This is a genomic window from Pseudoalteromonas sp. APC 3694 (genome assembly GCF_030407565.1).
Classification (GTDB): domain Bacteria; phylum Pseudomonadota; class Gammaproteobacteria; order Enterobacterales; family Alteromonadaceae; genus Pseudoalteromonas; species Pseudoalteromonas tetraodonis.
The window spans coordinates 99,553-114,232 of sequence record NZ_JASDDE010000007.1; the positions used below are offsets into that span (position 1 = coordinate 99,553).

General features: G+C 40.1%; 10 protein-coding genes and 1 pseudogene. 2 read left to right on the forward strand and 9 right to left on the reverse strand.

Going from position 1 to position 14,680, the window contains the following annotated elements; all coding sequences use genetic code 11:
- Nucleotides 1-108 precede the first annotated feature (108 nt).
- Both QMA00_RS04555 and ggt read right to left on the reverse strand, forming a co-directional pair.
- The gene (locus QMA00_RS04555; RefSeq protein ID WP_076921262.1) at nt 109-1,803 is read right to left on the reverse strand and encodes an NAD-dependent malic enzyme; all 1,695 of its coding nucleotides are present in this window, start codon (nt 1,801-1,803) and stop codon (nt 109-111) included.
- Between the two features lie 369 nt (nt 1,804-2,172).
- The gene (ggt, locus tag QMA00_RS04560; protein WP_290156196.1) at nt 2,173-3,951 is read right to left on the reverse strand and encodes a gamma-glutamyltransferase; all 1,779 of its coding nucleotides are present in this window, start codon (nt 3,949-3,951) and stop codon (nt 2,173-2,175) included.
- A 97-nt stretch (nt 3,952-4,048) separates the two neighbouring features.
- On the opposite strand from ggt, the gene rrtA reads away from it, so the two are divergent.
- Nucleotides 4,049-4,642 carry a rhombosortase gene (gene rrtA / locus QMA00_RS04565; RefSeq protein WP_262975925.1) on the forward strand — a complete coding sequence of 198 codons (594 nt, stop codon included), beginning with the start codon at nt 4,049-4,051 and terminating at the stop codon, nt 4,640-4,642.
- Nucleotides 4,643-4,680: 38 nt separating this feature from the next.
- Here rrtA and QMA00_RS04570 read toward each other — a convergent pair whose 3' ends face one another.
- From QMA00_RS04570 to QMA00_RS04600, 7 genes are all read right to left on the reverse strand, one after another.
- Nucleotides 4,681-7,182, reverse strand: a complete 2,502-nt coding sequence (locus tag QMA00_RS04570; protein ID WP_262975924.1) for a prolyl oligopeptidase family serine peptidase — start codon at nt 7,180-7,182, stop codon at nt 4,681-4,683.
- Nucleotides 7,183-7,287: 105 nt separating this feature from the next.
- Entirely contained in the window at nt 7,288-8,457 is a 1,170-nt protein-coding gene (locus QMA00_RS04575; RefSeq protein ID WP_262975923.1) for an endonuclease/exonuclease/phosphatase family protein, read from the reverse strand.
- On the reverse strand, nt 8,457-9,386 hold the full coding sequence (locus QMA00_RS04580; RefSeq protein WP_262975922.1) for a putative sulfate exporter family transporter: 930 nt from the start codon (nt 9,384-9,386) through the stop codon (nt 8,457-8,459). Before QMA00_RS04580 ends, QMA00_RS04575 begins: the two co-directional genes overlap by 1 nt.
- A gap of 4 nt (nt 9,387-9,390) precedes the next feature.
- A complete protein-coding gene (locus QMA00_RS04585) occupies nt 9,391-9,615 on the reverse strand; it encodes a DUF2798 domain-containing protein (protein WP_013464944.1) in 225 nt (74 codons plus the stop codon).
- 69 nt (nt 9,616-9,684) lie between these two features.
- Nucleotides 9,685-10,830 (reverse strand): 5-(carboxyamino)imidazole ribonucleotide synthase, encoded by a 1,146-nt coding sequence (locus QMA00_RS04590; RefSeq protein WP_262975921.1) that lies wholly within the window; start codon nt 10,828-10,830, stop codon nt 9,685-9,687.
- Nucleotides 10,831-10,832: 2 nt separating this feature from the next.
- Nucleotides 10,833-11,315 (reverse strand): 5-(carboxyamino)imidazole ribonucleotide mutase, encoded by a 483-nt coding sequence (gene purE / locus QMA00_RS04595; RefSeq protein WP_013464946.1) that lies wholly within the window; start codon nt 11,313-11,315, stop codon nt 10,833-10,835.
- Between the two features lie 153 nt (nt 11,316-11,468).
- Nucleotides 11,469-13,055, reverse strand: a complete 1,587-nt coding sequence (locus QMA00_RS04600) for an ABC-F family ATPase (RefSeq protein ID WP_214552433.1) — start codon at nt 13,053-13,055, stop codon at nt 11,469-11,471.
- A 626-nt stretch (nt 13,056-13,681) separates the two neighbouring features.
- Here QMA00_RS04600 and QMA00_RS04605 point away from each other — a divergent pair.
- Nucleotides 13,682-14,590: pseudogene (locus QMA00_RS04605) on the forward strand (porin); the annotation flags it as partial.
- Nucleotides 14,591-14,680 lie beyond the last annotated feature (90 nt).

A 14,680-nucleotide genomic window follows, 5' to 3' on the forward strand; every position in this document is an offset into this window, starting at 1 on the left:
CTATCCTTTTAAATTTGATTGCCTCAGTTAACACCTTATGCGGTTAATTAAAGATGAACAAGCATAAAAAAACAGGCAAAAGCCTGTTTTTTTTAATCTCTACTGTAATTAAATGCTGCAACGCTTGTAGTTACGGTATTTTGGTAACCAGTAGTTTTTGTCGATGGCTGCCCACAGCGCATCGTCTGAAATTTCAAGGGCTACGCCCTCTTCAATTGCTTTTTTAGCCACTGCAAACGCAATACGTTTACTAAGCGTTTCAATTTCAGTCAGTGCCGGTAGTAAGCTACCTTTACCTGTATTAGCTAAAGGTGACGACTCAGCCAACATTTCGCTCGACATTATTAGCATCGCATCGGTAATACGGGTTGCTTTGGCGGCAATTACACCTAAGCCAATACCTGGGAATATGTAACTATTATTACATTGTGGAATTGGGTAAGTCACACCGTTATAAACTACTGGGTCGAATGGGCTGCCAGTTGCAACAATTGCTTTGCCATCGGTCCATTTAATTACATCTTCTGGATACGCTTCAACTTGCTTAGATGGATTACTTAACGGGAAAATAATTGGCGATTCACATTTAGCATGCATAGCGCGAATGACTTGTTCGGTAAATAAGCCAGGTTGGCCTGATACACCAATTAAAATATCTGGTTCAGCACAATGCATTACATCTAATAACGACGCGTATTCACCGCTGTAGATCCAATCAGCTAAGCAGCTAGTTGGTTGTGCAAGCATTTGTTGAAAGTCACGTAAGCCTTGCATACCATCTGTTAATAAGCCAAAACGGTCAACCATAAATACTTGGCTGCGTGCCTGTGCTTCACTGATGCCCTCAGCAACCATAGTGCTAACAATTTGTTCAGCAATACCACAGCCTGCAGAGCCTGCGCCTACAAAAACAACTTTTTGAGTTGATAATTTAGCACCTTTAACACGACATGCTGCTAATAAAGACCCCACAGTAACCGACGCAGTACCTTGAATGTCATCATTAAAGCTACAAATTTCATTACGGTAACGCTTTAATAATGGCATTGCATTAGGCTGAGCAAAATCTTCAAACTGCAGTAACACATTTGGCCAGCGACGTTTAACTGCTTTAATGAATAAGTCTAAAAACTCATCGTATTCGTCTTGTGCAATACGTTTATGGCGAGCACCCATGTACATTGGGTCGTTTAATAATTTTTCGTTATTGGTTCCCACATCGAGCATAACCGGTAACGTATAAGCTGGGCTAATACCGCCACACGCGGTATACAAAGAAAGTTTACCAATTGGAATCCCCATGCCACCAATACCTTGGTCGCCAAGGCCTAAAATACGCTCACCGTCGGTAACAACAATCACTTTTACTTTGCCTTTTGTGGCATTACGTAAAATATCGTCAATGTGAAAGCGATCTTCATAGGAAATAAATAAACCACGGGCACTGCGATAAATATCAGAAAACTTTTCACAGGCATCACCCACTGTTGGGGTGTAGATAATAGGCATCATTTCTTCGATATGATCGCGCACTAAACGGTAATAAAGCGTTTCGTTATTATCTTGAATGGCGCGTAAATAAATGTGCTTATTTAAGTTGTCGTTAAAACTTGAGTATTGTTGGTAACAACGCTCAACTTGCTCTTCTATTGTTTCGTAACGAGGAGGAAGTAAACCAGCAAGATTAAAGTGTTCACGTTCTTTTTGGCTAAAAGCACTTCCTTTATTCAATAGTGGGGTTTCAATTAGGCCTGGGCCAGAATAAGGAATATAAAGATAATTTGGATCGGTATTTGTAGTCATATTTCCAAGCTTTACTGAATCTTAAGTAATGATCTGCCATTATCATTGTTAAAGGCTAAATTGCAATGACATTTAAGCTTGTCAGACCATTGAAAATTTACAAATACAAGCGCTACTTTAGTATAAAGCCACTCATATTTGGTGAATATGTTAGCTGGCTGTTGTGAGTTTATAAAAATTAAAACGGGCATTAGACCAGCGTTTGCTGTGTGCAATGGTTACAACAGTGTCAGTTATTTTTTAGATTTGCTAATTTTTTACATTAGTTAACATACTATTTTCAATCAAATAATCATTAACTATTAAGCTATTACATAAATAACAGCAGGTAATACATTAGCTGCAAACCTGCTGTTGATTATACATGTTTTAGAATTTAAATGAGGCTTTATTACTACTTAAATCCGATAATGCCATCCCTTCCCTGCGAGGATCGGCGGCACCATACAAACGGTTATTTTTAACTTCTACCGCATGCAGCCCAGAGTTTAAGTCAATCACGCGCACATCATGGCCGCGCTTTTTAAGCTTTGGTACCACCGCTTCAAGTGCAGTGCCTTTTTCTACGCTGGTGTAGTCGTTGCGATTAGTGGTTCGCGGTAAATTAATGGCTTGTTGCGCGTTTAAATTCCAATCTAAAACGCCAATAACAACTTGCGCTACATAATCAATAATGCGACTACCACCAGGAGAGCCGACCACTAAACGTAAGCTCCCATCTTGATTAAATACCATCACGGGTGACATTGAGCTGCGCGGACGTTTATGGGCTTCTACTCTGTTAGCCACTAACTTGCCATTTTTACGCGGCGAGAGTGAAAAATCAGTCAGCTGATTATTTAAAATATAACCATTAACCATCACTGTTGAGCCAAACGCCATTTCTATAGAGCTGGTCATAGAAACAGCATTGCCTTTGCTATCAACAATCGAGACATGTGACGTAGACGGAAGTTCAAAAGAGTCATCATTTGCGTAGCTTAAGTAATCAACTGGATCACCAGGAAATGCTTTTTTATCTTCTTCGCTAATTAACTTTGCACGGGTAGCGATGTAATCTTTGTTTAATAACTCTTGAGTAGGGACTTGGGTAAAATCAGGATCGCCAAGGTATTTATTTCGATCGGCAAACGCAATGCGCGATGCTTGGCTAAAGTAATGAATAGCCTCTGCGCTATTCGCTTTAATATTGGCCATATCTTTATGTTCAAGCAAGCCTAAAATTTGTAGCACCGCTACACCACCACTACTAGGTGGTGCCATTGAGCACACTTTGTAAACGCGGTATTTAATACATACAGGGGCGCGCTCTTTGCTGGTGTAGTTAGCAAGATCTTGTACAGATAATTTACCCGGGGCAATTTTTGATTTCTGCACTGCACTTACCATGGCTTTTGCATTATCACCTTTATAAAAAGCATCAATCCCTTGTGAGGCAATGTCTTTGTATAAATTAGCAAGCGGCTGGTTTTTTTTAATACTGCCTACTTTGATCACTTCACCATTGGGGAAAAAATACTCATTGATCACCGGCATACTCATAACACCCGGGTTTAACTGCCTAACGAGTAAGCCATGTAATCGTGGAGATACTTCAAACCCTTGTTCAGCTAGTGCAATAGCTGGCTTAAATAACGTTGCCCATGGCAAATTACCATATTGTTTATGGGCACTGGCAAACGCATGTAAAATACCTGGTACACCCACAGAGCGACCACCTACAACTGCTTCAATCCATTTAACAGCTTTGCCATGTTCATTTAAAAACAGGTTTTCATCGGCATTACTGGGGGCTGTTTCGCGACCATCAAAACTAGTGAGTTTATTGTTAGCTTTGTTGTAATACATCATAAACGTACCACCACCAATGCCTGATGACTGCGGCTCAACTAATGTAAGCACTAATTGGGTGGCAATTGCGGCATCAACGGCGCTTCCGCCTTGGGCTAAAATGGCCTTTCCCGCTTGTGAGGCATAAGGATTTGCAGCCGCAACCATGTATTTATCGCCAGGTACTAATTGCTTTTGTACTACCCCTGTGGCGGCTTCTGGTTCACGGGTTTCAATTTGGCTTGCTTGCTGTGCAAATAAAGGGAAAGACAGTGCACTTAAAGAGAGAGCAAATAAAGAGTTGAGCTTAAAATTCATAATTACTGATTAAACTTAAATTGCATGGAAGATAATTGGCATCTTAAAGTTAAACAGGCACAATATGCAAAAATAAATATAAAAAAATGATCATTAAATGCTTAATTTACCCCTTCAGCCGCGTTATGTTTTACCTCCTTTGTGTTTAATTGTATTAAGTACGCTCTTAGCATCGCTTGGTATGAACAATGAGCTTGAGTTTAATCGCCCATTAATTGAACAAGGCCAACTGTGGCGTTTATTTACCAGCCAATTTGTACATGCCAACTGGGTACACCTAGGTTTAAATTGTGCTGGTATCGCGCTTATTTGGTTATTACATGGTGAATACACTACACCTAAGCAATACAGCTTTAATATTGCACTCCTTGCGCTTTGGTGTGGCTTGGGGGTTTATTGGTTTTGCCCCACAATTACAATTTACACAGGGCTGAGTGCGCTATTGCATGGCGTGATCGTGTGGGGGGCCATAAAAGATGTCACTGTTGGGTTAAAATCAGGTTATATCTTGTTTATTGGCGTATGGATAAAACTTATTCTTGAGCAAGTTAATGGTCCAAGCGCAGAAATTGGTCAACTTATTCAATCAACAGTGGCCGTTGATGCGCATTTAATTGGCGCAATTGGTGGGGTTATATTAGCTGTGCCGCTGGTTGTAAAACACATCAAAAACGATACTAAACACAGTTAAAAAAACGCCACATAAGTGGCGTTTTTATTTTTAGTCGATTAAAGCGTTTCTTTAAACAGCTTATAAATACGACGGTATTCATCTAACCAGCTCGAAGGCTGCACAAAACCATGCGGCTCTACTGGGAAGATTGCTGTTTCAAAGTTTTCTTTCTCAAGCTCGATTAAACGCTGTACTAAACGCACTGAATCTTGAAAGAACACATTATCATCAACCATTGGCGCATTAATTAATAAATGCTTTTTAAGCCCTTCTGCATAGTAAATAGGTGAACTACGTTCATAAGCAATTGGGTCAACATCTGGGTGATTCAAAATGTTAGCTGTATAGCCTGTATTGTAATGTGCCCAATCAGTCACAGGGCGAAGCGCAGCACCTGATTGAAACAAATCTGGCGCGGTGAATAACGCCATGAAGGTCATAAATCCACCATAAGAGCCACCGTAAGTCCCTACCGCTTGGGTATTAACATTGGCATTATCCGCCATCCATTTTACGCCATCGGCTAGATCTTGTGTTTCAGGTGTTCCCATTTGGCGATAAATAGCCGTTCGCCAATCACGGCCATAGCCTTTAGATGCGCGGTAATCCATATCCATTACTACATAACCTTCATCTGCTAGTAATGAATGGAACATAAATTCACGGAAGTAGCCAGACCACCCCATGTGTGAATTTTGCAAGTACCCTGCACCGTGGTTAAAAATAACTGCTTTGCGGGTTTTGCCTGTTTCACCCTCTTGGTAATCAGCGGGGTAATAGACTTTGGCGTATATGGGCTGATCTGTATGACTTGATGGCACAGCAACAATTTTAGGCGCTGTGAGTTTTTTACCTAAAAACGCATCAGATACCGTATTGGTTAAACGAGTCGCGGTTGTGTTTGCTTTAGCCTCTGCCACATAAAGTTCAGTCGGCATAGTGATTTTAGAATGTCTAAGTAATAACTTAGATTGATCAGGGCTTAAGGTGTAATCCGTCATACCGTTTAAGTCTGTTACTTGCTCGCTATCACCTGTTTGTAGATTAACGCGGTATATTTCGTAAAGGCCTGGATGCTCAATATTCGCTTTATAGTAAATAGCGCTATTGTCATCAGTAAGGGTTAAATTAGATACTTCAAATTTACCCATGGTAAGCGCAGTCGCTTTACCATCAAGTGGCTTTTTATAAAGCTGACTATAGCCCGACTCTTCTGATAAATAATACAGAGTATTGGAATCATTTAACCAACCAAAGTCGTTAAACGCATACGCAATCCATGCGTCGTCATGTAGTCGATGTTGAGAGACAAGTTTGTTATTTTCAAAATCTACAGTAGCTAACCAACGATCTTTGTTATCCCATGCTTCAAGCATAATCGCTACTTGGCTACCATCATCGTTCCAGCTGATGGGTGATTGATTCCAACCCCAATCTGAAATAACGTTTATACCACGAGGTTGTTTTTTAGATTTATAGGTTTTACCTTCACGGGCGAAGTTTTCTTTTTTAACCTCAGCAAGTACATCTTCATCAAAACCAGGTAAGGTGTTAAACCCTAATGTGGTTTGGCTTTGATCTGCAAGGTTAATATAAACAAGCTCTGAGGTTTGCTCTTTAGAATCAGCTACGCGACGGCGAACTTTTTTAGGCTCTATAGTCGCATCATCAGTGATGTAGTTAGGCATAATGTCGCCTTCACCACGCCATGAACTTTTTTCTTGAACAACCACAATTAACGCGTCGCCATTTGGAGAAAGCTGGGCTTCATCAACCGTGTTGCCATCGCCTAAATAGTAATGCGTGTTGGCAATTGAGCTATTTTGAGTTTTGACTTGCTCATTTCGCGCATACTTGTCTTGTTTGTTTTTATGCTGCAGTGCAATGTAATCAATCAGCTTATGTTGTTCTTTGGCAATATAAGTTGTTGGCTCTTTTACGCCTTGTGGTTTGTCAGCCAGTATTAAATTAGCAATTTCACGGGTTAAACCTGTGGTTAAATCTACTTTAAAAAAGATATTACCTTGGCGATACGCTAAATTACCATCGTTTAAAAATTGTGGTTTTGACTCGGTGGCTGAGCTTTGCGTAATTTGCTTAATTACGCCTGACTGTACGTTTTTAATAAATATGTTGCCTTCAAACACATAAGCTTGAAGTGATTTATCGTTAGAAAAAACAGCTTTACTTGAGCCTACGCTGTGAAGCTGATTTAAAGCCACTTGCTCTGCTGTTTGAGCGTTTACAGCTTGAGTGAATAAATCTCTTAGCTCACTACCTTGTTGTTTTCGCGCGTAAATAACAGTACTTGAGTCAGCACTCCAAAATGCACCTTGCGGTTGACGTCCAATCCAATCAGGGTGAGCCATCGCTTGTTCAAGCGTAATTTTTGAGACACCCATGTCTGCAGGTGTGTTAACAACACTTGCAACCTTGGTATTTGTTTGAATAGCTGAGTCATTAGAAGTTGTGGCGGTTGCTGTACAGCCCGCTAACATAACACTTGACGCAACAGCCATTGCAACAAGTGTTTTAGAAGATGAAAATTTAAAAATCATAGTGCTTCTTGACGGTTATTATAATTAACCGTATTTAAGCAGAAGCACCTTTATAATTGCAATTATTTAAGATAAACAACGCTGATATCGGGGTGAGTAACCCGTTTATTCAACCGTTAAATCAAGCCATACCAAACGGTGGTCACTTGATGCGTTTCTATCTTTGATTAAACGGTACAATTCGCTTTGTTTTTTCGGCCAAAATACGCCACCATCTTTAATGGTTAGTCCATAATTTGAAGGCAGAACGTAATCAACGCGTGCCTGCCAGTTAGCAGTGTAATTTTTAGCATAAGCTTGTGGGTATTGCTCTTTAGCGCCCTCACTGGTTGGAATAAAACCGGCATTAATCATCGGGCTTTTAAGTAACTGATCTGTTGTATTTGTGCGCTTTTTATCGCCCTCAGGGGCGGCATTTAGGTCACCTAAAATCACAAAGCGTGATTTTGCTGCAAGACCGCCCTTTTTACCGTTATCGTCATACAGGTAACTTTCGTTATTAACGTAATCAGCAATTAATCTAATTTCATCATGATTACGAATGCCGTTTCTGTCTTCATCACCATCAAACACAGGCGGCGTAGGATGCGAGGCTAACATATGAACTACTTTATCATTTACTTTTACCGGTATATCCCAAAACGATTTAGAGCTTAAACGTAAAGCACTCCATTCTTCTTCGTTATACCAATTTGTATTGGTTTTTGGATCTACCGGCATTTTCACATTCGGTAAATCTTTGTGCTTAAACGTTTGCAGGGTTCTGATGTTGTCAAAATCAATGGGGTAACGAGACAAAAACGCCATTGCGTAGTGGCCTTCAAAAAATCCAAAACCTTGCGCATCGCCCATCACACCATTTTTTTTGCCATCGTTGTCTAAATCAAACTCTGTGGCTAAGCCGGTGTTAACTGGTGCAATGTAGACATAAGGGTAATCGATAGCCGCTTGATCATTTTGCCCTACATTTAAGTAATGGGTTTTAAAGTATTCTATCCCTTGTGATTTAGGGACGTAGTCAAATTCATTTAAAAGCACCACATCTGGACGAACGCGTTGAATTATTTCAGCAATATTTTTAATTTGCTGGTGGTCAGAGCGCAGCGCGTTAACTAAGGCATCGCTTTTTACTTTTTCATTTTTAGCGGTGTAATTGGTTGCATCCATACTGACATTAAACGTTGCGACCCGTAATGACTCTGCGTGAACATAGCTTGCTGAAACCAGTGACAATAAAAAGCCACCAATAATTTTAATACCGAGATCATGTCTCATTATATGAATCCATCTATAATTAATAATAAAATAACACTGCTAACCACGATCCAAAGAATCACAGCCATTAAAAACGGTTTAATTCCCGCTTGCTTTAGTACCGATAACGACAAACCACTGCCAATTAAAAACAGTGTCATCACTAGTATTTGCTTCGCTGCAATGTTTATCAACTCCCAATAAGATGAAAGCGACGGCACATAGGTATTAATTAATGCGGCTAATAAAAAGCCTACAATAAATAATGGAATACTCGCCTTTTCATCTGAGCGCATAAACACACCTGCAAGCGTAGTGTATGGAATAATCCACATAGCACGAGTAAGCTTCACTGTTGTTGCTATGCTCAGTGCCACTGCACCATAAGTAGCCGATGCACCTACCACGCTACTGGTATCATGAATTGCAAGTGCAGCCCATAATCCAAACTGCTCTTGGGTTAATTCAAAATAATGCCCAATTGCAGGGAATAATAATAACCCTACACCATTGAGTAAAAATACGATACCCAGCGCCACAGCCACTTCATGATCTTTAGCTTTTATAACCGGTGCTATGGCCGCAATAGCGCTACCCCCACAAATAGCGGTTCCAAAGGAAATTAACACGCCTGTGTTACGATTAAGTTTAAACACTTGAGTTAAAATTTCGCCAAGCCCAATTATGGCAGTAATACTGACAATTGTTAACACTAAAGAGCTGCGACCAACCTCAATTACCTGATTAAAATCAACAGCAAACCCCAACCCCACAACCGCCAACTTTAGCATCCATTTACTGGCCTTTTGTGATAACTCAGCAAACGGGTTACCCAAGGTAATCGCAAATAACGCCCCTATAACCAAGGCACTACCAGCGCCAATAAATGGAGTGATGCACAAAGCCAGTAATATTATAAATACAGGTTTATGTAATTTAGCGATAATCATAACGTTAAGCGCGAATCAGTTTATTAGTCAGTTTATGGACAACGGGGGCAACAAATATAACCGTTGGAAAGGCAATACAAAAGGCAAATAACCACGCTTTAAGCCAGATAGATACGATGTTATCGACCATACCAACATTAAATAAAGAAATAACTAACGACATAAAACCTGACATGAAAAGTGCCATAAAAAAGGCAAACACAATAGTACGAAACTTTGGATGGATCATTGAAAAGAACCTTTAGAAGGTAAAGCGATATATTGAAGTTAAGTTCAATTTATCGCTTTGTTTTTTAACTTATAATAGCGATTTGCTGGTAGCTAATACACCGGGGTAATCTTGCTCTGGTAAACACATTGCGAGTTCACCAAGGCGTTCACCTAATTGCTGTAAATTATCAGCAGATACATTAATGTGGCCCATTTTGCGACCAGGTTTTACACTTTTACCGTACCAATGGCTGGTTACATCTGCTGTTTTTAACACATCAGTAGGGATTTGTGCTTGGCCTAATACATTTATCATAGCAGTCGGTTGCTTAAGTTGCGTACTACCCAAAGGTAAGCCGGCAACAGCGCGCATATGGTTTTCAAATTGCGAGCAATGAGCACCTTGTTGCGTCCAATGGCCTGAGTTATGAACTCGCGGCGCAATTTCATTAACCAGTAATGTACCTTGCACATCAAAAAACTCAATGGCGAGTACACCAACATAGTTAAGCTCATTCGCAATTCGGGTAAATGCCGTTATTGCTTGTTGCTCTAGTTGGCTATTATTGTTTTTACCTGCAACCGAAAGCGTTAACACACCCTCGGTGTGCTCGTTTTCAGTTAATGGATAAATAGCAACATGGCCGTGTTTATCGCGCGCACCAATAATAGAGACTTCACGATCAAACGGGATCATTTTTTCTGCAATTATGGTGTGCGGAGCGTGCTCAGTGCCTGATGCAATAAAATCAGCCATTTCAGCCCAAATTTGCTCAATTTGATCGTCTGATTTTAAACGCCATTGGCCTTTACCATCGTAACCCGCTTGGCATGTTTTAATGACTAATGGCTTACCAAGTGTTTGAACCGCGAGTTCAAGATGCGCTTTTTCTGTAATTAATTGATATGGCGCGCATGCGACCGCGGTTTTATCTAGGAGCGCTTTTTCAAGCGTACGGTCGCCACCGGTTTTAATGGCTTGTTTGCCCGGATAAAACTTATTGCTATTACAACACTGTGTAAGTACATCATCTGGAATATGTTCAAACTCGGCCGTAATAGCATCAGCGTTTTCTATCGCTTGTTCGAGCGTTGTTGGGTACACTTCATTGGTAAGCGGATGTACAATCTTTTTGCTGCCTACATCATAAGCAACCACATTTAAATTAAGCGGTGCACCAGCTAAGCTCATCATTCGTGCTAGCTGCCCTGCCCCTAAAATTAAAATATTCATGATCACTCTGCAGGATTTGGGTTAGCTAAAACAGTCTCAGTTTGTTCTTTACGGAACGCTTCGATTTTTGCGAATATTTCTGGATTTTGACATCCTAAGATTTGTGCCGCTAATAAACCTGCGTTTGCAGCACCGGGCTCACCAATAGCAAGAGTACCTACCGCAACACCTTTTGGCATTTGGCAAATAGATAACAGAGAGTCTACACCGTTTAGCGCTTTAGATTTAACGGGTACGCCTAAAACTGGCAGAGATGTAAACGCCGCCGCCATACCCGGTAAGTGCGCCGCGCCACCTGCGCCTGCAATAATAACTTTAATACCGCGTTCTGCGGCTGAACTTGCGTAATCGGCAAGTAATTGAGGAGTGCGGTGGGCAGAAACCACTTTAGTTTCATACTCAATGCCAAATTTTTCTAGCATAAGGGCGGCGTGTTCCATGGTTGGCCAATCTGATTTAGAACCCATAATAATGCCAACAGTCATAAATACTCCTCAGTAATGTATTTTAAAAATAGCGGACTTATGTCCGGTTTTATGGCGGGTATTATATACTTAAATGCTGCACTAATGCGACCAGCAGGCAATAAAAAAGCCATGTTAAACATGGCTTTTTTTAAACAGCGAAACAATCAGCAATTAAGCTTCTTTACTCGCTAAATATTCTGAGTAGTTACCTCTAAAGTCGATAACTTTACCGTCTTTAATTTCCCAAATACGGGTAGCAACTGATGATACAAACTGACGATCGTGTGATACAAACATCAAGGTACCTTCATATGCTTCAAGTGCTAAGTTAAGCGCTTCTATAGATTCCATATCCATGTGGTTAGTCGGTTCATCCATTAATAAGATATTTGGTTTATGCATCATGATTTTACCAAACAGCATACGACCTTGCTCACCACCTGAGATAACTTTTACAGATTTTTTGATATCGTTTTGTGAAAACAACATACGACCCAAGAAGCTACGAACAACTTGCTCATCGTCGCCCTCTTGTTGCCATTGCTCCATCCACTCAAACAAATTCATGTCTTTTTCAAACTCATCGGCATGATCTTGTGCATAGTAGCCAATGTTTGCATTTTCAGACCATTTAAACTCACCGCTTTTAGGCGCTAAACGTCCTGCTAAAGTGTTTAATAATGTTGTTTTACCCACACCATTTTCACCAATAATAGCAATGCGTTCACCTACTTCAACCAAACCCTCAAGGCCTGAGAATAAAGTTTCTTCAAAGCCTTGCGATAAGCTGGTCATTTCTAGTGCGTTACGGAATAACTGCTTTTCTTGTTCAAAACGAATAAATGGCGACTGACGTGACGACGCTTTTACTTCGTCTAATTGAATTTTATCAATTCGTTTTGCACGTGAAGTGGCTTGCTTTGCCTTTGATGCGTTGGCAGAAAAACGCGATACAAACTGTTGAAGCTCTGCTATTTGGCTTTTCTTTTTCGCGTTTTCACTTAATAAACGTTCGCGTGCTTGAGTAGCTGCAAACATGTATTCATCGTAGTTACCCGGGTAAATACGTAGTTCACCGTAGTCAATATCGGCCATGTGCGTACATACCGAATTTAAAAAGTGACGGTCATGCGAGATGATGATCATGGTACAGTCACGTTGATTCAATACATCTTCAAGCCACTTAATTGTATAAATGTCCAAGTTATTGGTAGGCTCATCGAGCAGCATGATATCAGGGTCTGAAAACAAAACTTGAGCTAGAAGCACACGAAGTTTAAAACCTGGTGCAATTTCTGACATAGGTCCGTAGTGCTGCTCTGTAGCAATACCCACACCTAATAGTAACTCACCCGCTTTAGATTCAGCCGAGTAACCGTCCATTTCAGCAAATTCAGTTTCAAGATCGGCTACTTTCATGCCGTCTTCTTCACTCATTTCAGGTAGGCTATATATACGGTCACGTTCTTGTTTGATATCCCACAATTCTTTATGACCCATAATCACGGTATCAATAACAGAATATTCTTCGTAGGCGAATTGATCTTGGTTTAGTTTAGCAACGCGCTCATTTGGATCAGTACTTACGTTACCCGAAGATGGTTCTAATTCACCACTAAGGATTTTCATAAAGGTCGACTTACCACAACCATTAGCACCAATTAAACCATAACGGTTTGATTCGCCAAATTTAGCTGAGATATTTTCAAATAACGGTTTAGCACCAAATTGCATGGTGATGTTAGCTGTACTAATAATAGCGCTACCCTCCAAGGGAGACTGAAGTATTTAAATTGCGCGCAGTTTAAACCAAATCACCGTTTTTTTCTATGAAAGTTTATAGCACCAAACTCAAAGTAAACGGTGGCTGTTTATTAACTATAAAAGCAATTAAATAGCCAAAGTACTGGGCGAGTATATGTGCTGAAAAGGTGAGTAAAACTCATTATTGTACTGTTGATGCAGTAAAAAAATGTTTAATAAAAAAACAACTAACATAAAACCTTTTATAAATTATTTAATCGCGTTTACAGGCGACTTGGTCGCATTTTACTTTTATTAACAATTAATACGGCTATATTAACTCCTTTTATAGTATTATAGTATTAGAGTCTTAGCTCTACCCATGCCGACAGGCGCAACTATGAAAAAAATTCAATATCCCCTCTCCTGCATTTAAGCCTAATGTCTTATTCCAAAATTAAATGGCAGTTTATACGGCTACAAAATAAAAACAGCATTAACTTAAAATGAACAAGCTGCGTGTTTTGTGCTAATTGTCATTGATAATTTTTCACTTTTGAGCCTTTTATTGCTTTGCTAGTCTGCACGACTTCGAATTTAGTAATTATAAAAACGCCTTTAATTTAGGCAAGGCACACACAATGAAAAGAAAATTAGTATCGCTAGCAATTGCGGGTATTTTAGCTGCTCCAAGTGTTTCAGCAGTAGAAGTGTTTAAGGATGAAAAAAATACAGTCGCAGTAGGCGGATACATTGATGCGCGAGTGATAAATACTCAAGGTCAAAACGAAATCGTCAATGGTGCCTCACGAATTAATTTTGATTTTAAACGCCAAATAAAAAACGGCTGGGAAGCAATGGCTTTAGTTGAATGGGGTGTCAACCCTGTTGGCAGCAGCGATATTGTATATAACAACCGTTTTGAATCTATTCAAGATGAGTTTTTATATAATCGTTTAGGCTATGCAGGACTTAAACACGATAAATACGGCCAAATTACGATTGGTAAACAATGGGGTGCGTGGTTTGATGTTGTGTATGCAACAAACTACAGCTATGTATGGGATGGAAACGCTGCCGGTGTTTACACTTACAACAAAGACGATGGTGCAGTAAATGGTACTGGTCGTGGTGATAAAACACTGCAATACCGTAATAGCTACAACGACTTTGACTTTAGTGTTCAAACTCAGTTAAAAAATAGCGCTTTTTATACTTGTGATGAAAGTAATATTACAGAATCACAATGCCAAGCAAATTTTGAGTCTGGAGATGCTGCTGCACAACAAGTTGAATTTAACTATACGTTTGGCGGTGCAGTAACCTATAACGTGACTGATAAGCTAAAACTGACCGCGGGTATTAACCGCGGCGAGTTTGAATTAACGTATGGCGACGGAACAACCCGCTCTGTTGACGATTTAATTTATGGTGCAGGTGTTATTTGGGGCAATATTGATGCGCCAGGCTTGTATGTAGCCGCTAATATCAACAAAAACGAAAACCACGATACAGATAACATAGGTCGTTTAATTAAAGATGCGATTGGTTGCGTATTCTCATGACTTTGATCACCGATTCTCACCAGCTTTGATCGCTTGATTTATCATTTTGTAGAGCCATTTTTAAATTAACTTAAC

Excerpts from the sequence above, each read along its gene's own strand:
- QMA00_RS04555 (WP_076921262.1), bottom strand. The coding sequence starts at position 1,803 with ATGACTACAAATACCGATCCAAATTATCTTTATATTCCTTATTCTGGC.
- ggt (WP_290156196.1), bottom strand. The coding sequence starts at position 3,951 with ATGAATTTTAAGCTCAACTCTTTATTTGCTCTCTCTTTAAGTGCACTG.
- rrtA (WP_262975925.1), top strand. The coding sequence starts at position 4,049 with ATGCTTAATTTACCCCTTCAGCCGCGTTATGTTTTACCTCCTTTGTGT.
- QMA00_RS04570 (WP_262975924.1), bottom strand. The coding sequence starts at position 7,182 with ATGATTTTTAAATTTTCATCTTCTAAAACACTTGTTGCAATGGCTGTT.
- QMA00_RS04575 (WP_262975923.1), bottom strand. The coding sequence starts at position 8,457 with ATGAGACATGATCTCGGTATTAAAATTATTGGTGGCTTTTTATTGTCA.
- QMA00_RS04580 (WP_262975922.1), bottom strand. The coding sequence starts at position 9,386 with ATGATTATCGCTAAATTACATAAACCTGTATTTATAATATTACTGGCT.
- QMA00_RS04585 (WP_013464944.1), bottom strand. The coding sequence starts at position 9,615 with ATGATCCATCCAAAGTTTCGTACTATTGTGTTTGCCTTTTTTATGGCA.
- QMA00_RS04590 (WP_262975921.1), bottom strand. The coding sequence starts at position 10,830 with ATGAATATTTTAATTTTAGGGGCAGGGCAGCTAGCACGAATGATGAGC.
- purE (WP_013464946.1), bottom strand. The coding sequence starts at position 11,315 with ATGACTGTTGGCATTATTATGGGTTCTAAATCAGATTGGCCAACCATG.